18 protein-coding genes are annotated in these 20420 nt (G+C 51.2%); 12 read left to right on the top strand and 6 right to left on the bottom strand.

Annotated features, from left to right (window positions below; genetic code table 11):
- Nucleotides 1-805: 805 nt before the first annotated feature.
- From QRT08_RS17895 to QRT08_RS17880, 4 genes are all read right to left on the bottom strand, one after another.
- The gene (locus tag QRT08_RS17895; protein ID WP_286047348.1) at nucleotides 806-1819 is read right to left on the bottom strand and encodes a YeiH family protein; all 1014 of its coding nucleotides are present in this window, start codon (nucleotides 1817-1819) and stop codon (nucleotides 806-808) included.
- 149 nt (nucleotides 1820-1968) lie between these two features.
- Entirely contained in the window at nucleotides 1969-3450 is a 1482-nt protein-coding gene (locus tag QRT08_RS17890; protein WP_286047347.1) for a tripartite tricarboxylate transporter permease, read from the bottom strand.
- 21 nt (nucleotides 3451-3471) lie between these two features.
- The gene (locus tag QRT08_RS17885) at nucleotides 3472-4029 is read right to left on the bottom strand and encodes a tripartite tricarboxylate transporter TctB family protein (RefSeq protein WP_286047346.1); all 558 of its coding nucleotides are present in this window, start codon (nucleotides 4027-4029) and stop codon (nucleotides 3472-3474) included.
- A 38-nt stretch (nucleotides 4030-4067) separates the two neighbouring features.
- Nucleotides 4068-5117: a Bug family tripartite tricarboxylate transporter substrate binding protein gene (locus QRT08_RS17880; protein ID WP_286047345.1), complete on the bottom strand. Its 1050-nt coding sequence runs from the start codon at nucleotides 5115-5117 to the stop codon at nucleotides 4068-4070.
- 187 nt (nucleotides 5118-5304) lie between these two features.
- On the opposite strand from QRT08_RS17880, the gene QRT08_RS17875 reads away from it, so the two are divergent.
- The 4 genes from QRT08_RS17875 (at nucleotide 5305) to QRT08_RS17860 (ending at nucleotide 8959) form a co-directional block, all read left to right on the top strand.
- A complete protein-coding gene (locus QRT08_RS17875; protein ID WP_286047344.1) occupies nucleotides 5305-6075 on the top strand; it encodes an IclR family transcriptional regulator in 771 nt (256 codons plus the stop codon).
- 272 nt (nucleotides 6076-6347) lie between these two features.
- The gene (locus tag QRT08_RS17870) at nucleotides 6348-7469 is read left to right on the top strand and encodes a mandelate racemase/muconate lactonizing enzyme family protein (protein WP_286047343.1); all 1122 of its coding nucleotides are present in this window, start codon (nucleotides 6348-6350) and stop codon (nucleotides 7467-7469) included.
- Between the two features lie 54 nt (nucleotides 7470-7523).
- Nucleotides 7524-8597, top strand: coding sequence for an amidohydrolase family protein (locus QRT08_RS17865; protein ID WP_286047342.1), 1074 nt, complete (start codon nucleotides 7524-7526; stop codon nucleotides 8595-8597).
- Nucleotides 8594-8959, top strand: coding sequence for a Rieske (2Fe-2S) protein (locus QRT08_RS17860; RefSeq protein ID WP_286047341.1), 366 nt, complete (start codon nucleotides 8594-8596; stop codon nucleotides 8957-8959). Before QRT08_RS17865 ends, QRT08_RS17860 begins: the two co-directional genes overlap by 4 nt.
- Before the next feature lie 6 nt (nucleotides 8960-8965).
- Here QRT08_RS17860 and QRT08_RS17855 read toward each other — a convergent pair whose 3' ends face one another.
- Nucleotides 8966-9283, bottom strand: coding sequence for a hypothetical protein (locus QRT08_RS17855; protein ID WP_286047340.1), 318 nt, complete (start codon nucleotides 9281-9283; stop codon nucleotides 8966-8968).
- Nucleotides 9284-9297: 14 nt separating this feature from the next.
- Nucleotides 9298-10515 carry an MFS transporter gene (locus tag QRT08_RS17850; protein WP_286047339.1) on the bottom strand — a complete coding sequence of 406 codons (1218 nt, stop codon included), beginning with the start codon at nucleotides 10513-10515 and terminating at the stop codon, nucleotides 9298-9300.
- A 123-nt stretch (nucleotides 10516-10638) separates the two neighbouring features.
- On the opposite strand from QRT08_RS17850, the gene QRT08_RS17845 reads away from it, so the two are divergent.
- The 8 genes from QRT08_RS17845 (at nucleotide 10639) to QRT08_RS17810 (ending at nucleotide 19411) form a co-directional block, all read left to right on the top strand.
- Nucleotides 10639-11436: an SDR family oxidoreductase gene (locus QRT08_RS17845; protein ID WP_286047338.1), complete on the top strand. Its 798-nt coding sequence runs from the start codon at nucleotides 10639-10641 to the stop codon at nucleotides 11434-11436.
- Nucleotides 11437-11488: 52 nt separating this feature from the next.
- Nucleotides 11489-11896, top strand: a complete 408-nt coding sequence (locus QRT08_RS17840; protein ID WP_286047337.1) for a universal stress protein — start codon at nucleotides 11489-11491, stop codon at nucleotides 11894-11896.
- 89 nt (nucleotides 11897-11985) lie between these two features.
- Nucleotides 11986-12279 (top strand): hypothetical protein, encoded by a 294-nt coding sequence (locus tag QRT08_RS17835; protein WP_286047336.1) that lies wholly within the window; start codon nucleotides 11986-11988, stop codon nucleotides 12277-12279.
- 654 nt (nucleotides 12280-12933) lie between these two features.
- Entirely contained in the window at nucleotides 12934-13665 is a 732-nt protein-coding gene (locus QRT08_RS17830) for a haloacid dehalogenase type II (protein ID WP_286047335.1), read from the top strand.
- A 1291-nt stretch (nucleotides 13666-14956) separates the two neighbouring features.
- Nucleotides 14957-15493 (top strand): hypothetical protein, encoded by a 537-nt coding sequence (locus tag QRT08_RS17825; protein WP_286047334.1) that lies wholly within the window; start codon nucleotides 14957-14959, stop codon nucleotides 15491-15493.
- 896 nt (nucleotides 15494-16389) lie between these two features.
- Nucleotides 16390-17679 carry a hypothetical protein gene (locus QRT08_RS17820; protein WP_286047333.1) on the top strand — a complete coding sequence of 430 codons (1290 nt, stop codon included), beginning with the start codon at nucleotides 16390-16392 and terminating at the stop codon, nucleotides 17677-17679.
- A 212-nt stretch (nucleotides 17680-17891) separates the two neighbouring features.
- Nucleotides 17892-18878: a hypothetical protein gene (locus QRT08_RS17815; RefSeq protein ID WP_286047332.1), complete on the top strand. Its 987-nt coding sequence runs from the start codon at nucleotides 17892-17894 to the stop codon at nucleotides 18876-18878.
- Nucleotides 18875-19411, top strand: coding sequence for a hypothetical protein (locus tag QRT08_RS17810; RefSeq protein WP_286047331.1), 537 nt, complete (start codon nucleotides 18875-18877; stop codon nucleotides 19409-19411). Before QRT08_RS17815 ends, QRT08_RS17810 begins: the two co-directional genes overlap by 4 nt.
- Nucleotides 19412-20420: the final 1009 nt, after the last annotated feature.

Raw genomic sequence — 20420 nt, 5'->3', positions numbered from 1 at the left:
ACAAAATAATTTACCTAATTTTTTAAATTCTACTAGGTCTAATTTTATATGTGTAGAATATTTAACACTAATGTATACTGTAAAAACAAAGCCCCTCTGAGATCTCTACGAAAACGACAATCACGAATCCTATTCAGATAGTTTGGAAATGATATTATTCTATCTAGGGACCATCTGTTCAATATTTGGGTACTCTCTCAGCGGGCATTCGGTTATCGAGCGCTTGACTCGGGCGCTGTGTGTTGTAGTAATTCCTAAATGCGGTGAGCTAGTTCGCAGCGCTGGTTCGCCGCCTATCTACGTCTGGTGGAACTGATCGATCCGCATTGCAAGCGTCTAAACCACTTCTCGATCAGATTCGCTTGAGGTAGTCGAGGTGACCGCGCAGTTCACACCTCGCAAGGGCGGTTAAATAGCCTATGCTGTCGATGAGAAACGACAGCTCCAAAAATAGTGTTTCTCGACCAGCTGGCCGAGAAACCCGGCCGGTGGATCGGTTCCTCGCCGGTTTGAGAGGCGAACGCCGAGCAGAAGTTTCGTCTCGACATCGATCGTCGCGTACAGTCAGTACTGTTCAGCGCCGATCGTCACCGCCGTTTCGTCGACTCTGACCCGATGAACATACTGAAGCACTGCAATTTGGTTACACTATCGCCCAAGCTTGTAACTTCTCACGAATTTCAACGGAGCCATCCATTCATATATTCTGGATTTTCTGAATAGAGGGCGTGAATGCTTCACTAATCCGTATTCCAGTCGGGAATTACTACGTCGGTCTATATGAGAATCCGTACGGAGTTGTTCACTACACTCCAAATAATACTGTGATTAACATGAGAGAGGTAGTACTAACGATAACCAGGGAAAAGAAGACAAGGAGTATAGGCTTCAAGCCTGTATTGCGGAGGGTCTTGATACGTATCTCGAGACCAAGGCCAGCAAACGCAAGCAGAAACATCCAGTTAGAGATATTTTCGAAGGAGAGGATTTGTTCATCGGATAAGATTCCAGAATTTGCGACGATCATCATGCCGAAAAATCCAATGACGAACTTTGGAAATGTGCTTTTTAGTGATCTAATTGATAAGGCGTCTCGAAAAGACTGGGATTGGTTACGTTGCATATAATAGAATGAATACATAATGACTGCACCGCCGATGAGTGCATTTCGAGAAAGTTTCACTAATACTGCCCATTGGCCGGCCGTATCAGAAAACGCGAACCCCGCAGCTGCAACAGGGCCGGTACTGAACATAGTAGTTCCTGCCCAGATCCCGAATGCAACGTCTGAAAGGCCAAGTACGCGGCCCAACAAGGGATAAGCAAATATCGTGAGAGCGTCAAATATTAGCACTGTTGCCGCTGCGTAAGCAATTTGATCCTGCCGTGCTCTAATTGCTCCAGCGACCGCGACAATAGCGGAAACACCACAAATGCTGGAACCGGCTGCAAGAAGAGATCCAACCTCCTCAGAAATGTTGAAAAAAGTGCGAGTTAGTAGTTCTAGCACTATGATTGTGAGAGAGGAGATGAGTACGATAAATAACAGGATCCGTAAGCCTGCTTCAACGACCTGATCAAACGCAATACTAGCACCCATTAGAACGATCCCACTCTCTAGCCAGAGTTTGTGTGTTTCTGTGCCATGTTGGGCCCAATCAGGAGTTCCTATCGTATTTCCAATAATAAGACCAATAAGAATAGATAAAATGAGATAATTCAAGCCAGGTATTTTATCCGCAATGAATCGACCAGCGATCCCGATAGTTAATAAGATAAAGAGACCTGGGATGTATTGTTTGAAACTGGCTATTACCATGGTATATAAATATCAAAGGTGATGACCACAACCAGTATCATTGAACTGATCGCAACTGCTTGCCATCCTCGTTCAAGTTGTCTCCAGCAATGCCTAGTTCGTACGAAGAACTGGGAGATTATATTCTGTAATTGAATTGATTGCATGAGTTATCCTTGGATCATGCTTTTAAGTGGCTTACTTGTGAGCGCTAAGAGCGCTAAAATCCAAAGCGCAATAGTGATTGGACTAGATATGAACAAAATGGATGGATCTCCCTGACTCAATTCGAGTGACCGCCGGAAGGCACCTTCTGCTAACGGCCCAAGAATAACACCAAGGACTAATGGAATGAGAGAGTAGTCGTGTTCTCTCATTGTGAATCCGAGAACACCAAAGAGAATCATAAACCAAACATCGAACAGTGATGAATTGAGGGCGTATACTCCAATAACGGTCAAGACAAGAATAATCGGAACTAACCATTGAGTAGGAAGTAGAACAACTCGAACAATATATCGCGAAATGGCAAGAGCGAAAAACAATAGAACGATATTAGCAGCAATAAGCGAAAGCATGATCGCTGTTGCTTCAGCACCAAATACTTCCATTAACTGAGGTCCTGGTTGAAGTCCGTGAAGTAATAATGCGGCCAGCATCACCGCAGTTGTTCCACTTCCAGGAATTCCCAGAACGAGTGTTGGAATAAGTGAACTAGAAGTAACAGCATTATTGGATGCTTCTGAGGCAATAACCCCCTCTGGGTTGCCTTTTCCGAACTGTTCAGGGTGATCAGAGGCGCGTTTAGCTTCTCCCCAACTAATAAAGTTAGCAACCGAGGTACCTGCGCCAGGGACCGAACCGATGATCGTACCGATACTAGTAGCTCGGAGGAGTTGAAACGGATTTTTAAGTGCGTACCGAACGCCTTCAAAAACGTTATCGTAGGAATCAACGTCAATATCCTTGTCACTAATTTTTTCTTTTTTGATCAGATAGAGCAACTCGGAGATAGCAAACAGTCCAACGATGATGGGTATGAACGGTAGATCAGAGTAGAGTTCAGGGAATCCAAAGTCTAGCCGTCGCTGGCCTGTAACTGGGTCTAATGTGATTGCGGCTATAAGCAAACCAAACAATCCTGAGAGTAGTCCTTTGGCTATGTTATCACCTAGTACAGATGCTAGAGCAATTATACCGAACATAGAGAGTGCGAAAAATTCTGGTTGACCGAATAAGAATGCGATCTCTGCAACAGGGTTAATGAGTAGTACAAGGAAGATGGCGGAGATTAGTCCGCCAAATACGCTTGCGGCAATAGAAATACCGATGGCTTGTCCTGCTTTTCCTTGTTGGCTCATTGGATACGCATCCAACACGGTCGCAGTAGCACCAGCAGTACCAGGTGTATTTATTAGTACTGCAGGAATGGCTCCTCCATAGTTGGCTCCGACGTAGATAGCAGCTAGAAACACAATAGCAGTTTCAGGGGCCATTGCCAATGTGAAGGGAAGTGCAATAGCAACGGTGTTTGTGCCAGTAAAGCCTGGTATAGCACCCGCTATGATGCCGATACAGACTGCAATACTGATTAGTACCAGATTCTCTATAGAGAGAAGAATTCCTAATCCTTGGATGAGATTGTCGAACATGTTATAATCCTTGTTTAGGTTTTACCATGGGACTGTAAATTCTATCTGTACGTAGCCACTAGGTGGTCGAATTCCCAATACCACGACGAACAGTATATAGACTGCAATAAGGGTAGCGATGCTAACGACTCCAATTAGTCGCCAGTTTTGTACCCCTCCGATATACATTATTGTAACTATTGCTAGGAATGATGCGGGGAAGAATCCAACTGTTTCCATAATGGCGATGTAGCCGATAGCAGTAACGACAACTAAAATCGAAACATCCCACTCAGAGAGCAATCGCTTCACTGATTCTGAAATACTCAAAGTAGCAGTTGGTTTGCTTAGAGTATCGAATATCTCTTTTGCATATATGACTGCAACCAGTGCGAGTGTTAGTAGTAAGATCGCGTATGGATAAACGAGTGTGCTTAACTCTAGGCGGTTCCAAGTACTATTCAGATACATTAGACAGAAAGCTAGTACCAACGTGGGAAAAGCCAGCTTCTTTACTAATCTAATGATGGTATGATCTACCTTTTCAGTCTGTTCACTGACGCTATTTTCAGTCTTCTCATTGACACCACGTGTTGACATCTGATTTGACGTTGATTGTTCAGAAGACATGTGGCAGACTAGACTACTGTTTCCATAGTATCAAGATGACTTTCCATCTGGTCTTGCTTCTCTTGAGCCAATTGTTCAGTCTCGTCTGGTGGTCTAAAATCTCGCTTTCCTTCTTGTGGGGGCGATAATTCGCTTAGATGCTCTTCGTATTCTCGTGAGGTGACGGACTCTTCGAAGGATTCTTGGAGGATACTAAGGCGTTCTGAGTATTCGTCACCTGCCTCGGCACTAGTATACCATGCATATCTGACTTCTGGTCCACTTGGAGGTATTTCTTCTTGATCAAATCCGAGAGCATCACTAAATGTAGGGGCGTTATCCGTCAATTCACTCCAATTGTTTTCTTCTGCATGGATTGCTAGAACCTCTGTATCATCAGTAGTGTTCACGCTATTGTAGACATTTGCATGGACCAAATCCACCTCTCGAGTAACGAGCGCGTTACGCGATGGACCTCCCCCATCGTAGGGGACGATGTTAAATTCTGCACCAGTTACTTCTTGCAGAAGTGCAAGCCCTAACACGTTCTGATTGTATGGACCAGAGGTGCTTACTGAAAGGTCACCCGGATTCTCGCTTGCATATTCGATTACATCAGTAATATCTTCAAATCGATCATCATCTCGATGCTTGCGCAGAACGCCTGGATCTACCAATTTGGTACCAATCCAGGCGAAATCACTAAGATCATAATCCGCATCGCCCGTGATCATAGTGAAGTTAAATGCGGGCATTGATGCTACTCCTACGGTGTAGCAATCAGGATTTGCGTCTAAAACTGCTTGTTGACCGATTTGTGTTCCGCCGCCCGGTCTATATTCCAGTTGAAGCTGACCATCGATGGATTCCTCAAAGAAAGACTGGAGTTCACGTACGCTTCGGTCAACACCCCCGCCTTCGCTGAATGGAATGATTGTTTGTATTGGATTTGATGGATAATTTTCTGCACCGCCATTATCACCGCCGCTACTAACACTAAGACAACCAGTGAGACCAATTATACTTGCACTACCAACGGTACCTAAGAATCGTCGCCGGGATCTGATGTTCGTTGTCATATAACCACCTGTGTGAATGTTATCTACTGCCAAGACAATCATCTAATTAGTCGTACTTAATTCTTTTGGTCTCATAAGCGGAGTTATGATTGATATCTCTACGGGCGTCAGAGTAGTCAAATTAGAGGCGTAGCCTTTTCGAGTGTGGAATGTATACCTTCAATAGGTTCGATTGTAACTAGTGATCATGGACAATGAACGTAGCTCTGATCGAACGATACAATCTCTCAGGACTGGCTTCAAAATAATTGAATTGTTACGTGATCAAGATGGAGGGTACCTAACGGATGTTTCTACTCAACTTAATATACCTAAGAGTACGGTATATCAGTATTTAAATACACTTGAGAAAATTGGATATTTAGTCAAAGAGGATAGCAAATATGAATTGAGTCTGAATTTTGTGTCGCTTGGAGAGTACGCACGGACACGCAAGGAAGCCTACACACTCGCTAAACCCATGGTCCAGAAGCTCGCTGATAAAACGGGAGAGCGTGCCCAATTTCTAATCGAAGAACACGGAAAAGGGATCTATCTTCATACTGACCAAGGGAGCCAAGGTGTTCAGACAGACCGCTGGATCGGTGAACAGCGATACCTTCATTCGAGCGCGGGAGGCAAAGCAATACTAGCATACTCGAAGACAAATAAAGTTGAAAAGGTGATTAATCAGATAGGATTGCCGGCTGAGACACAAAATACGATTACAGCGCCTGAAAAACTATTTAGAGAATTAGAGGAGATTACTGAAAGAGGATACAGCATAAATAACGAGGAATCGATTGATGGGCTTCGAGGCATAGGAGTACCGGTAATTGGGCCAGATGATGCGGTATTTGGGGCATTCAGCATTTCTGGCCCTGTTCGAAGATTTTCAGGAGAGTGGCTTCAAAAGGAATTGCCTGATCTTTTACTGGGGACAGCGAATGAACTCGAATTACGTCTAAAGTATATCTAGTAATGACAGATATAATAGGTGTGTTTGTCATAGACGGACTCAGGAAGTAAGTAGATAACAATCATATGTTTGTAAAGCATAATCGATAGAGAGCCCAGAGGAGACTCGCATATTAAGTTCCAATACTAAATAAATAATATAATATGCTAGTTCGTCATCGACGAACTGTGGGTAGCATACACACTGGATTTCAACGTCGTATTGCTACTACCCTCTGGGGGAAAAGTTCAAGTTGATTACTATCGCTGGTGAGGGTACAACGAGACAATCACATGGATATTCGTACCATAGACGTCCATCGGCTTGAAATACCGATGAAAGGCTCCTACCGTGCATCTGTTCACGATTTTTCAGTTATGGATTCAGTATTAATTGTACTGAATACTGCCGACGGTGAGCGGGGTATTGGAACAGTTGATCCATCGCCAGGATACTCCCGGCAAACACCATCCAACATTGAGAATGCACTTATCAATGATCTACTGCCAGCCCTTATCGAGGTGACCCCACAATCACCCAACAAACTAACCGAACTACTAGATACGTTCGAAGGAGGAGAGAATGCGAAATGCGGAATAGAGATGGCGTTTCTTGATCTGTACTGTCGACAACGGGGGCACCCGCTAGCTGAGTTATTCGGTGGAGCACTTAGACAAAAAGAAAGCCTCAATGCATGGATCGGAATTGATGCCCCGGAGAAAATGGGCGAAGAAGCGAAGCAGTGGAGAAATAAAGGATATAAATCTGCAAAATTGAAACTGAGTGGCGACTTGGAAATAGACTCTGCTCGTATCGAAACAGTATGTGAAATGGTTAATCCGAATAGAAAAGGAATGGAAGTTCGTGCCGATGCAAACGGAGCATATTCAGTATCAGATGCGATCAACCTTGCACGCTCTGTGGAACATCTTCCACTTGCCCATTTAGAACAACCAGTCCCCTTTGACGATTTAGAGGGTCTAGCTCGAGTAAGTGAATCAACGTCAGTACCAGTAATGGCGGACGAGTGTTTGTTAAGTATTCGACATCTCTCCTCCGTGATTAGCCTAAAAGCCGCTAATAGAGTGAAACTGAAGCCAATGCGGTTAGGCAGTCTTCTATCCACAAAGACTGGAATCGAGATCGCAGCGGCTGGTGGTCGATCTACGGTAGTGGGGCATGGTTTCGGTCTCTCACCAGCAACCAGTACTGAGATTCAACTGACGGCATCCACACGAGGAGTACATCGTCCGGTTGAAAGTGTAGGACCCATCAAGATGCAAGACGAGCCATTTGAGCCAACGATTACAGCTTCTGATGGATCCGCAGTCCTACCAACTGGTGCAGGGCTCGGCGTTGATATCGTCGACAACAAACTGCACTCATTTACCACAAATTCCACAGCTATTAGATGACCAATTGACCGAAACAGTAGGTTTAATACAGATCATGTAATACGCACTCATGGTATGTCGCAACAAGCCCAGAGGAAAGAGTCAATACAAGATACCACTATCGTCGATACAGACGTTCACCTGTCTGTACCAGCCAAAGAGGTAGCGAAGTATACTGACGAACCATATCGGAGTCACATGGCGAATACAGGCTATGCACCACTACCCTCAAGCGGTTGGGATCGGAATCTTGCAGGGAAGATCGAGCATTACACGGTGCAATCACCAGAAGACGTACAACAAAGACTCTGTGAAGAATTCCAAATAGATTATCCAATTCTCAATGCGACTTCGAAACTCCCTCGTCTCCCACAATCAGACTTGGCAGTAAATCTGATGTCTGCCTACAACGATCTTCTCATAGATCAGTATCTCGATGAGTATAATCACTTCTATGGGCTGGCATCGCTGGCAACTCAAAAACCAGATAAAGCCGCTGAAGAGCTTGACCGACTCGGTGATGAAGATCAAATCGTCGGCGCATATATTGCTACCACGGGCCCAAACCCACCACTCGGTGACCCGGAGTATGATATACTATACCAAGCAGCTCAAGACAATGATATTCATATCGCCTATCATGGTAGTGGTGGAGCATTCATGTTCGAATTTCCTCGACAGAATCAATCGTTTGAGAAGTTCATTGAAGTACACACCATGGCCCACACCTGGAGTCAAATGATGACCTTGTCAAGTCTCCTCGTACATGGTGTACCTGAGAAATTCCCTGATCTCAATTTCACATTCCTTGAAGCAGGTATCGGCTGGATACCGATGATGATGTTCCGCCTCAATAAAGAATACTCCATTCGCCGCAGCGAGGCGCCTCTCCTCAAGAAAAGTCCTGAAGAGTATATCCGTGAATTCTACTTTGCCAGCCAACCAATCGGTGAAGCAAACGATCCCACGCATATGAAACAACTGATAGACATGGTTGGCGTGGATGCGCTCACATTCGCATCTGACTACCCCCACTGGGACTTCGACCATCCAGACGCGCTTGAGCAGTATCTTTCGACGTTCGATGAAGAGGGTCGTCAGAAGGTAATGTACAAGAATGCCTCCGATGCGTTTGCGCTTGAGCTATGACTGATCATATAGTAGCATCTGTAGATGAGCTTGAAGAAGGTGGTCGAATCATCACACAGCTGAATGGGAGAGAAATCTGTGTGTTCAATATAGACGGAGAGTATTACGCATACAATAATTGGTGTGCTCATCAAGCAGGACCAGTCTGCGAGGGAAACATAACAGGGACTACCGAGGCTTCTTTTGATCCTGAGTCTCTAGAAGTCTCGTTGGAGTATTGCCATGAAGGGGAGATCTTGAATTGTCCTTGGCATGGATGGGAATACGAAGTCAAATCTGGCAAGTGTCTGTCCAGACAAAAGGTTCAGCTTCCCAGTTACCCGGTTCGAATTGAGGAAGAGGAGATCATCGTAACGCTATAACGGGAGTTAGTCTTTGAGCGAGGCAGCTATCAGCTGGCAAAATTCCGAAGAAGTCATCTCATAAATGGTATTTCCTTTATCATTACGATATCGTCCGATTAGGCCTGCAGTTATTCCATCGATTCTGACTTCCCAGTCATCACCGTACCGAGTATCGATACCCAGTAGGGAAATATTACAGTCGTGTTCTTGCTCGAGACGACTAATGACTGTGTGTGTGTAACACCCATCTGAGAATTTGGGAGGGTCGTACTCAGGTAAGCTAAATTCTTCTCGTATATTTTGATTGGTTGTCCACCAATCTGGATGGGTGTCATCAGCCATGATAGCAAGTATATCTATTGGGAGGTACTTAGATGTTTGAGAAACGCAACCAGTAGGCCCCCAAGGCTCAGGCTTGCTATTAGGACCGAAAATGATACAACGAAATTTGAGATATCTGTGAGATAGCCAACAAGCACAGGAGAAAGCGCTCCAACGAGAGTCATAATCGTTCGAACAATGCCGAGAACACCCCCTCCGATAGAGGTGGGAATTAAATCCATTAGGTAGGAATCGCGGACAGGTCTAAAACCGTGAAGACCGATTCCCATTATAAGTGTTAGTAATAGTAGTGGGATGGTCATCTCAATGATGATGATGAGTACGAGGCTGAGAATCATGACGCAAAACAGTAAAATAGAGATAGGAAGGCGACCGATCCTATCACTCAGATTTCCAGTAATCAGTTGACTGAGACTCGCTACGAACAAAAGAGAATAGGCTGTACTCGCCGTCGTTGGAGAGAGTCCCTTCTGGTTAGCAAAGAATAGAGGTAGAAAAGAAGCGATACCATTCCAACTAAAGGTGAAAAGAGTCATTACGACCAGAAAAACGGTCAGCTTCGTGTCAGAGAATATAGAGAGATACAGAGACAGGCGGTAATCATCACCGTCACCCTCCACTGTAGCCTGGTTCGGACTAAGGGTAGATGACGGTATATTTTGGATGAACAGAATTCCCAAACAGATACCTGCGATGGCAATAAGGGGAAACACTAAGCTCCAGTGGAATGAGCTGGATAACAATCCAACAACAATAATAGGAGCGACAATACCACCAAATTGGCCAATCGTGTCTAGGATCCCTAGTGCAGATCCAGTTCGGTGAGGATATTGTTTCGAGAGAAACGGTATTGCAACAGTCTTGTGAATACCAGTGCCAATACCAATTAGTACAGCTGCAGCAGTAAAGAGGGTAAATGAAGGCGCGAAGAAGATTATAATCGAAGCTATAGCAAAGATGCCAACCCCGCTTAGTATTATGATAGGTTCTCCAAAACGATCTCCTAACATACCGGCAGGAAGCTGGGCAGCAGAATATCCTAACATGAGAAGAGTAAACAACAACCCCGTCTGGGTATTAGAGACGCTATATGTTCCCTGAAGAGTTTCGAAAAGAGGAGGGAATACATATCGTGAAAACTGTACCATAAACCAGATAAGAGAGACAAGAATGATGAGTCGGTACTCAAGCAGTCGAAGTACCGCTGCTGAAGGTAGCTGGCTTCTCGCCACGATGTGCTATACATACCTCTATAAGAGAGTGTTTCACTCTTTGGTTGGAGGCAGTATGCGTACAAGATTGAACAGACAGAACACCAAGGATAGTATTAAAAAGCCAGGCGGAGAGTGGCGATCATGGACTTACAGCTAGAAGACAAGACAGCATTCGTAGCTGCTTCAAGCAAAGGCCTAGGAAAAGCAAGTGCTAAGCGATTAGCGAAGGAAGGAGCAAACGTCGGTATCTCCTCTCGAGATGAAGGGAACGTATCACAGGCACGGGAGGAGATCATTTCAGAGTCAGGAATCACTGAATCTCAGATCTATGCAACAGTTTGTGATCTGGATGATGAAATTTCGATTGAATCTGCTGTTGAAGCGACGACCGAGGAGTTCGGAGGGTTAGAAATTCTTGTGAATAATCACGGAGGTCCTCCAGCGGTAACGTTTGAGGCAGCAACCGATGAACAGTGGGATAGTGCCTATACGAGTGTAATTAAAGCAAATATTCGTCTTGCTCAGGCCGGTTTGCCTCATCTTAGTGAAGGAGAGGACGGGTCACTTATTACGGTGACGAGTGCGTCTGCTCGTGAGCCGGGAAGTAATCATGCGATCTCGAATGTATTTCGTTTAGGCCTGTATGGTTTGACCAAATCCATTGCTCATGAGTATTCGCCAACCGTTCGTGCAAACTGCATCACGCCGCGATTTGTAATGACAGATCGAATAAAGTATAAAATTAAACGACGAGCGGAACATCGAGATATCTCAATAGAGGAAGCAACAGAATCAAGAGAGCAGGAAGTTTTATTAGAACGAGCTGGGAGACCAAACGAGTTCGCAGATGCAGTTGCGTTTCTGGCATCACCACGAGCTAGTTACACTACTGGAAGCGTTTTTGATGTGGATGGTGGATGGTCTCGAAGCGTACTCTGAGTTATAGTTGATGTATCATGATGTTTAAGTAGTTGTACGCCGAGAATTGGCTATGATAGTGGCAGCCGCTGTTGATGGGAGTAGCGACTCTAAGCATCTTGTAGCAGAGGCAGCAGAATTAGCAGATGCTCTAAGAAGAGAGCTGCATGTAGTGCATGTAATGGAGAAATCGGACATGAAACAAGGTACGGGAGATGTAGAAGGCCCAGATACTCGTTCGATTAAGCAACAGGCAGAAGATTTAGCTGCGGATACTGCTTCAGAAATAAGCGCTAATTTCACGCCAATTGGACTGATAGGGAAACCTGCAAGAGAGATTGTTACATATACAGAGAATCACGATATAGATTACCTAATCATTGGAGGGAAACAGCAATCACCTGTAGGAAAAGCTGTGTTTGGTAGTACGACACAACAAATTCTTCTTAATACAGATTGCAACGTTATAACTGTAAATTAATGTAGATCAGGTCTATTATCTAGAAAAACACAGTACTTCCGATGAACAAATACCTATTCCGATAATTTCGGAGACACGCCTCTATCAAGGTGAAGATCCCTCCGGCTCACAATGGCCGACTCCCCCTCGTTGCTGTATCGCTGCTCGCTTCACCGGTGCTAGGTGGCTATCTCATCGCTTTTTCAGAGCCGCTTACCTTTCCTTGGACCGGTGGCGCACGCTCGGTAGTATGGTTGCGCACCACGGACAGTGATGACGAGGAAACGCTGGACTTCCGTGTCGGGTTCGGCGCGTTCGCCGGCAGCGACTTCGCAGAGCAAGTCGAAGCGGTGGGCGATGAACTCAAGCGCGAATTTCAGGAAGCGAGCGTGAGCTTTCAATGATACTGATGCCGACGCATGAAGCTGCTTGAGACCAGCTTTCTCATCGACTATCTCAACGAGCAGCCCTACACAATCGAGCATCTTGAGGCAAACACACAAGCGGGGTATACGACCCTGACGATCACCCCTACGAGGCGTGTGCCGGAGCGACCCGTTCGACCGCGAGCGGTAAACCAATCGAGATGATTACCGACGCGATCGCATGGACCGACGTGTCAGCGTTTGACGACTCAGCCGCTTGCGAAGCTGCCGACATTCGTGCAGCATTGCTCAATCGTAGGATCCCGATCCCAGCACCGGATATCCTGAACGCAGGCGTTGCTCGCGCGTTTGATTGTGAGCCGATCGCGACTGGCGCCCACTTTGCTCAGGTCCCGCTACTCGATACTCATAATCCTCGAGACACCCATGTCTAATGGGACATCTCGTGACGGAGCATTCTTGAAACTCTGGCGGTCGTGAACCGGATGGATAACGGAGATCCCTCAAGTAGTAGCGCTCTCCGTAGAGGAGAAGAAAAGTCCATCTTCAACCGAACAGAGAAGAGCCTCCACAGTCATGGATTGGTATGTTTCAGATGGGGATCCGAACACGAGCGGATGATTCGAGGGCCGGGAGAACTGAGCGATTCATCCCACTACAGAGCGAATCCCGATGACAGTTTCAAATGTCGACGCGCTCGTCTTCGACGTGTTTGGCACGGTCGTCGACTGGCGAAGCGGCGTCATTCGCGACGGGGAGCGGCTCAACGAGACCAAGGGATTGGCTGTCGATTGGGCGGCGTTCGCCGACGCCTGGCGCGAGGAGTATCAACCGTCGCTTGCCCGCGTTCGACAGGGAGCGATACCGTGGCGCAATCTCGACGTCCTCCATCGCGAATCGCTCGAGCAACTCCTCGAGCGCTTCGGGGTCGACGGGTTGACCGACGAGGAGATCGAGCACCTCAACCGCGTCTGGCACCGACTGGATCCCTGGCCCGATGCGATTCCTAGCCTCAACCGACTCCGTACAGACTACCTCATCGCCTCACTCTCGAACGGCCACGTGCGACTCCTCGCGAACATGGCCAAGCGAGCTGGCATCCCGTGGGATCTCGTTCTTTCTGCCGAACTCTCGGGACACTACAAGCCCGACGAGGAGGCGTACCTGACCGCGGTCGACCTCCTCGATCTCCAGCCGACGGCGGTCATGATGGTCGCGGCGCACGAGCGGGATCTGGACGCGAGCCGCGAGGCTGGGCTCCGCACCGCCTACGTCCACCGGCCCCTAGAGTGGGGTCCAGAGCGAGTCGATGATGCCGAACGACCGGCCGAGTCAGCATACGACATCGTGGCTGCGGATCTCGTCGACCTCGCGGACCGACTCGGTTCTGAAACCATCATATGACTAGCTGGTCTTTACCGTGGAACCGTGACCACGGTGTTTTGTCTAGGCTGGCCCCGGAGTGCCGACAGCTGTCCAACCGGTCAGTCGTTCTTTCGGAGACTCTCACGCACGTCACAGGCAACCGCGCCAAACACGGCGTCGGATTCCGTCGGCCGTTCCCGGTCGAATCGCGTGACCTCCTCTACGGACGCGAGTTCGTATCGCAACAAGGGAGCCCGCTGTCGCGGGTCCAACCCCCGGCAGCGTTGTAAGGTCGTCCTCACACCCGAGTTCGTGATCCGCGAGCCAGTCGTATGCCATCCCGACGGCAGCCTCCGGCATCTTCGTTCGGGCAGCGCCGATCGCCGGCATCCTCCCTTTCGATACCACGTATGTCGATCCCTGGTCGGCACGGTGTCCCTGACCGCGACCTCTTCATCAGAGGGTGGGTGCCACCGTTACCTGGAAGCGACCGGTCGACACCCACCGAACCCGATTGGGCGTCTGGGTCCGGAGTTGCCTTCCCACGAAACCGTCCCGTGACCAGGCTCCACATCCACCAGTGGACCTGTGTTTCCAACGGCGTGCCACTGGCGAAGCCGCGGATGAGATCCGTTGCGATTCCCACACTGACCGCCCGGTCGATTCCGGTCGCCCTGCTGATATCAATCGGATCCGCAGAGTGGAGGAGATCTGCGACAGCGGTGTGCCCCGCGTCGGCGAACGCGATGAGTCGGGAGCGATCCATGCGCTGGTCGTACTGGCGTTACTCGTCAATACCTGTATGCCGGAGATGCTCGAGATACGCGCGGGCAGCCTCCCCAGCGATTCGGATCGACGCGGGGTCGAGAGAGCCCTGCTGAAGCGATTCACTGAGCGTCTCAAGCGAGTATCGGGTTGTCCGAAGCGGTTCCAAGCGTTCGGTCTCGGTATCGTAGAACTCGCGATTGACACCCGTGAGAGATACGGTAGTCGAGTCACAGCAGCGAATTCCACCAGCGAAACGAGCGACATACCGGGTGATTCGAACGTCAATACCTGTTCTCGCATCCATCCCTCGTTCGCTGCGTCCATCCGTTCACATCGGCGCACTCTCAGTCTCCTTTCGAGACGTATTGTCTATTCACGAATCCTGCCGTTATCGTACTACTATATGGACTAATATCCTCTAAACGATAAAAGTTATAGTTATACAACGAAATATTCTCGATGAATGTCTTCGACTACTTCTCCGGAGAACCGGCACGTTCGGCCAGGTGACCGCGTTATCGATTCCGAACTGGACGTCGAGATCACCGACCCCGATCAACCGATGCAGTATCTGGGCGTTCTCATCACGTACGCCGACCCACGAAAGCTTGCTCGAAATGCCGGCTTCGAGGTCGAGTCGTCACGTACAGCCCCGCTCGCGGCCGAACCGGCCGGGATGGGTATCGTCGCCCAGTGGACAACCCTCTCTGAGCACGACCTCCTCGACCAGCTCGCGGACGCAGAGACGCTTGCTGCCAGCATCAAAGCACAGTCGATTCCGGTAACAGTTCGACCGCTTTCGCGACTGCGATCGGTCGAAGGTGTTCTCAGGGCCGCCGAGGACTGCGGGATGGTCTATGGCGATGCGCTTGGACCCGTGCTGGACGTTCAGACACCCCCGTCCCCGTTGCGTGCTATCAGTGACTGGCTTCGTGCGTGGGGCTACAGTCCTACCTACGATCAGGAGACCGAAACGCTTCGTATCGCTCGGACTGGACAGACGTGTGCCGTCTTCCCGGATGGCTCGATCGTCGGTGAACAGCCCCTTCGCGACGAACTCGAAGGCGTCCTCACGCAGTCGCCCGAACGGCCCTCATAGCGAGCAGGCATTGGCGGCCTGCTGCCTTCCTGGTCGTGAAGAGCTGGAGGGACCGTTAGTTCCCGTATCACAGCCAATTTGTTTATTATCCCATAGAGCGTCGTATTTTATCGATATTCTTCCAATATCTACGGGTAAAATTCTAACAAAAACAGCTATTACTCCTCCTGATGGACAAGTGACTGGGGCACAGGTACGCCAAGAACGGTCTTGGCCGGACGGGACCAACGTCCGACCTCGTGCTTCGATTGAGGCGAAGCAATGCCAATATTAGAAACATCCGGACATAAATGTGTCCGTCCGACGAATGCGGGTATCGACACCGGTCACCGACCATATGATGGGCGGAGCGCCAAGACCCCCTCTTGTAGGGGCGGCGGGCTACTCCTGCGTCTCCGTTCGTTGCTGTGCTGTCTACGGGTGCGGTTCAGCGACGACACCGATCGCCGGATTACGTGCCCGAAGTGTGGTGCTCGTGGCGATCCAGCCAGAATCAACGGTTTTCACTACTGTGAGTACTTCAAGGAAAACGGAACTCGCTCGCCTGCGGACACCGGCGAGTCCCGATCACCGACCGAAGCCAATGAAACGGCTCGCGATGACGACCGTCCGACCGTCGAGGGCGATCCCGATGTGTGAACCAACTAGCGAGCGGTCTCGACGGGCGGAGGTGAGCGCCCTTGGCTGTCGCACGACCGATGGAGAGTCGGGTTCGGACGGGCTGGGAACACCGCTGCTCGAATGTCCGCTCTGTGGTGCCGTTGGACTCACAGGCGAGATCGTCGATCACGACTGTCTCGGGTTTTTCGTGCGAACGCAGCGTCGAAGCGCGAGACAGCGTCCGTTGACGGCAGCGACCACGGTCGATCAGGGACCCGACGGGGAGGCTACGACTGATGAGTGAGCCCTTCGATGGGAGCTCTAGGCGCTCTCGCTCGCGGGAGAAAGATCGGGTTAGCCTCCAAGCGGCGATCCATGGCGTGGAACGACGCCTGTCGTTCTCCCACGATGTCGATCTCCCGCTCGAGGAGTTCGTTGCGGTCCGTGAACCTGATGGCCGTTCGTATTCCGATCGGCTTCCCGAATCGCGTCTACCAGGCGCCGGCGAACAGAAGGTCAACTGCGGGTGGGGACTGCAGGCACTGCACTGTCCCAGCTGTGCCGGTCTTGCTACAGCTGGGCGAGCGTGCCGCCGGTTCGGGTGTCCAGCGTGTCACGAGTCCGGCGAGTTTCGGCGGGCGCGTACTGTGGCGTCAAAACTCGAGTCGCTCAGACAGCACCGAGCCGCCCGAAGCGATGCGGGGGTGTATCTACATCATCTCGTCGTCTCGCTTCCTGCCTCGGTCCGCTTCAATTCGATTCGACCCTACGAGCGATCATTGACGGTAATCAAGCTCCTCCTCGATCGAATCAATGTCGATGCAGGCTATATAATCTATCATCCATACGTGTTACAATCGGATGACGAGTCCGATGTGGGGCCTTCAAGCCAGCTCAAAGAGGGCTGGAAGGAAACGCGATTGGCGATCGAAGCGGACGACTGGGAGTCAGTTCGGGACGACCGGTTGGTCTTTCGCCCGCATTTTCACGTTATCGGTGTTTCCGAGTTCGTCAAAACGAAAGCTCAGACAAAAGCACTCGAGGATCGAACCGGTATCGTCATCCATCGGATCGCACGGCGACGCTCGGATGGTAAACCGCGCTCGATCGCCGCCAGAGACGAGCTGTGCCGGATCCTGCTCAATGAGCTCACCCATGTCGGGGTGCGCTCGTCGGAGGGGAGCGATGATGCGGTGTTGGCGCGTCTGTTCGGGCAGGTCACGAACCACCAGGCAGAGCCGGCAGTCCACGGGCATATGACCGGCATTCTCCGCGACATCGCCGGGGGGATCCTCGGTGTTGATTTCTCCGAATATCGCTGTTTGAACTGTGCTGAGACGGGGACTGACAGCTGTCCGTGTCGGACGACGGCGAGGGGTGATTCGACCGGGGTTCGGTCGTCACACGGAACGTGTAACGGGAAGCTCCGGTCACTGCATGGTGCCCCACAACTGTTGGCCGATCCGGCGTGGCGAGCACGGATCACGGCTGAGTACGGCGCCGAGCGGATCACGGCGCTCGAAGAGGCCGTCGAGGAGTGGAACGCCACCGCGGGGATCCATCCGAACGAGTATCCAGACGACTGAGACGCGCCAGTCGTCCCCGAGCGGGTACGGGCGTTCGGTCCCGTCGAGTAACGCCTAGCGTACTAGTCAGCGGTGGGTTCGCTAGCACAGTGTCGGGCCAGCGGTGGAAATCGCTCGGCACACGCACCTTTTTTGCGTAACGTCTGCAGTAGAGGCCAAGGAAGGGGTTGTCTAATAGAGAAATCGGTCGGTCACAATTACTTATCCTGCTAGTGGGAGGTGTCTCTCGACATCCATATGATATAAGATACGAACCCACCGACCGCTACCCCGACTACGACCAGCTCCGCGGCGTCACCCTCACCGACCCCCAGCTCGCCAGCATCCTCCGGCACAAAACCCGCCGCGCCCGAAAGGGCGCGCTCGACCACCGCGCGTACGTCCGCGAGCTCATCGACTTTCTGAGCCACGCCCCCGGGACGTTTCGCTTCGAGGCGCCCGAGGACGGCAGGCCCACCGCCCGGTTCGGACGACAGGTCCAGGACACCCCCGGCCACGCGCTCTACCAACCTGCGGCGGCGTGGCTCACCGACGCGTGCGAGGACGACGAGCGCGAGCGCCACCACGCCGCCTACGAGCGCACCCTCACCGCCGACGACGAGGGCTTCGCCAGCCTCACCGACGACGTCCTCGAGATCGCCCGCGACCTCGGGCGCGGCGCGCGCACCCGCGAGGACGCCCTCGAGGCGCTGTTCGAGCGCCTCGGCGCGGATCCCACCGTCTGGGAGGCCCGGAAGGCCGGCCACGACGGGCGCGTCCATCTGGGCAACCGCGCCGTGGGCTCGCGGGGGATCGGCCTGTTTCGCCCCGACCCCACCGAGATGGACACCGACCCGAGCTTCGGGCGCGCGCCGACCCCCGCGATCGACCTCGAGCCCGACGCCGACGACCCCACGGTCGACGCCCGCGTGAGCGCCGACGCCATCGAGGTGCGCGCCACGCTCCCCGAGGGCGGGCACGTCGCGCTCGTCACCCCGGAGGGCCGCCCCGTGGTCGCGACCGGCTATCTCGACCCCGGCGAGGGCACCGTGCCCTTCGCGCGCGCCGACCTCGAGCTCGCAGACGACGTCGACACGCTGCTGGCGATGCTCTTCAAGGGCACCGAGGGCGAGGGCTTCGACCTCGAAAACGCGCCCTACACCCTGCACGGGGCGCTCGTGCGCGACGAGGTGGCGCTGGCCGGGGAGGTGGCCCAGTGAGCGCCTCGCCTCTCGAGAGCGACGCCGAGCGCACCGAGAAGCTCGCCGCCCGGTTAGAAGAGATCGCCGACGAGCTCGATGAGGGGGGCGATCGCGAGGCGGCGGTGGGCGACGTCGTGCGCGCGTTGCGCCGCTACGCCGTCGCCGACGGGTGGTTCGCGAAGCACTCGGCGATCGAGACCGCGGGCACGAAGTTCGTCTCGCGCACGGTCGCCGGTCAGGACTGCGTCGCGCTGTTCCGCCCGGACGACCCGGACGAGCTGCCGGCGATCCTGCGGAGCGGGCCCTCGCCGATCCGCGATGATGAGTTCGCCGAACTGGTGCGCGAGGCGGCGGACGATCTGGTCTCCCTCGAGCGCGAGCCCGCCGCGGTCTTCGAGGGGCTGTTGTTGCTGTTGGGCAACGAGCCCGCCTGTCTGTTGCAGGATCACGTCCAGGCCGGGGGGAAGGTCTACTTCAAGTCCCGCCTGGCGGGCGTGCTCGGGACGGTGCTGGTGCAGGCGACCGGCGACGAGGACGCGGGGGAGGCGTAGATGACGGACTGAGAGCATGATAGCTACAGGGATCTAGTCTGTGGTGCGACCTACTCACGAAACGAAGTCGTCGTAGATCGGAGGATGACGGCTATGCAGTATCAGGAGTAATAAGCGAAGACGGTGCAATTTTAATCCGTTTTTCCTTCCCGACAAATCGTCGGTAGGCGTCCTTATCCTGTCAACTAATGGTAATCCAGAGATCTACAACGCCATTTACGCTGACGAGTGGAGTTGTGTGATATCAGAGTACAGTCCGATAGTGATCTCACAGTGACCGCTGCCATTCTACGTATGGACAGCCTCAATGCCTCGCGCTCTCGCTATTGAATAACCAACAAGTTACCAAAAAACACAATAAGGTGATAATAACAGTATAGATGAGGAACTGAGGAGGACCTACAAATGAGCGATAACTCTGAAAATACAAGAAGTTGTCCGTATTGTAAAGAGGAAATCAAAGTTGACGCAATCAAATGTCGATACTGTGATTCGAATATCCAACCCGAGAGCCCGTCTCACGAGGGAACGTGCCCATACTGTAAAGAAGAAGTCGATCTAGAGGCTATAAAGTGCAAACACTGTTTGTCGTATATTGGAGGCACTACAGTGCCCTCAATGAACCTCAACGAAGAGATATTGCGGGGCCATCAGAGTAGGTTCTATCACATTCCAGAAAAAACGGAGGTTCCTTCTTCTCAGGCTCACACGCAATGGCCCTTGCCGGAGGATGCTCCTGACTGGTATTGCAGAGCGTTCCCGTGGCAGTGTCTTCCCATTGGATATCCATTTCCCCGACAACCACGACTGTAGAGGTCCAATATTTCCGTTCTCTTCTTGCCGTTCTCCCGCTCCTTGGATAGTCGCTCCAGTAATCGATTGTTGACTTTCACGATGGATGGTCGATTTGGACGATGAATATCAATCGGCTCTAAGAAGCTGAACCGATTCGATGCTCAGGATGCCGTCGATAATAGCATACTTGTTAGGTATCAAAACCAGTGAGTGC

Origin of the sequence: Halalkalicoccus sp. NIPERK01, assembly GCF_030287405.1 — an archaeon.
Classification (GTDB): domain Archaea; phylum Halobacteriota; class Halobacteria; order Halobacteriales; family Halalkalicoccaceae; genus Halalkalicoccus.
This window is presented reverse-complemented; position numbering and strand designations above follow the sequence as displayed.

Coding starts and splice junctions, on each gene's coding strand:
- QRT08_RS17845 (WP_286047338.1), top strand. CDS start 10,639: ATGGACTTACAGCTAGAAGACAAGACAGCATTCGTAGCTGCTTCAAGC.
- QRT08_RS17870 (WP_286047343.1), top strand. CDS start 6,348: ATGGATATTCGTACCATAGACGTCCATCGGCTTGAAATACCGATGAAA.
- QRT08_RS17830 (WP_286047335.1), top strand. CDS start 12,934: ATGACAGTTTCAAATGTCGACGCGCTCGTCTTCGACGTGTTTGGCACG.
- QRT08_RS17840 (WP_286047337.1), top strand. CDS start 11,489: ATGATAGTGGCAGCCGCTGTTGATGGGAGTAGCGACTCTAAGCATCTT.
- QRT08_RS17855 (WP_286047340.1), bottom strand. CDS start 9,283: ATGGCTGATGACACCCATCCAGATTGGTGGACAACCAATCAAAATATA.
- QRT08_RS17890 (WP_286047347.1), bottom strand. CDS start 3,450: ATGTTCGACAATCTCATCCAAGGATTAGGAATTCTTCTCTCTATAGAG.
- QRT08_RS17875 (WP_286047344.1), top strand. CDS start 5,305: ATGGACAATGAACGTAGCTCTGATCGAACGATACAATCTCTCAGGACT.
- QRT08_RS17820 (WP_286047333.1), top strand. CDS start 16,390: ATGAGTGAGCCCTTCGATGGGAGCTCTAGGCGCTCTCGCTCGCGGGAG.
- QRT08_RS17865 (WP_286047342.1), top strand. CDS start 7,524: ATGTCGCAACAAGCCCAGAGGAAAGAGTCAATACAAGATACCACTATC.
- QRT08_RS17885 (WP_286047346.1), bottom strand. CDS start 4,029: ATGTCAACACGTGGTGTCAATGAGAAGACTGAAAATAGCGTCAGTGAA.
- QRT08_RS17895 (WP_286047348.1), bottom strand. CDS start 1,819: ATGGTAATAGCCAGTTTCAAACAATACATCCCAGGTCTCTTTATCTTA.
- QRT08_RS17880 (WP_286047345.1), bottom strand. CDS start 5,117: ATGACAACGAACATCAGATCCCGGCGACGATTCTTAGGTACCGTTGGT.
- QRT08_RS17825 (WP_286047334.1), top strand. CDS start 14,957: ATGCAGTATCTGGGCGTTCTCATCACGTACGCCGACCCACGAAAGCTT.
- QRT08_RS17860 (WP_286047341.1), top strand. CDS start 8,594: ATGACTGATCATATAGTAGCATCTGTAGATGAGCTTGAAGAAGGTGGT.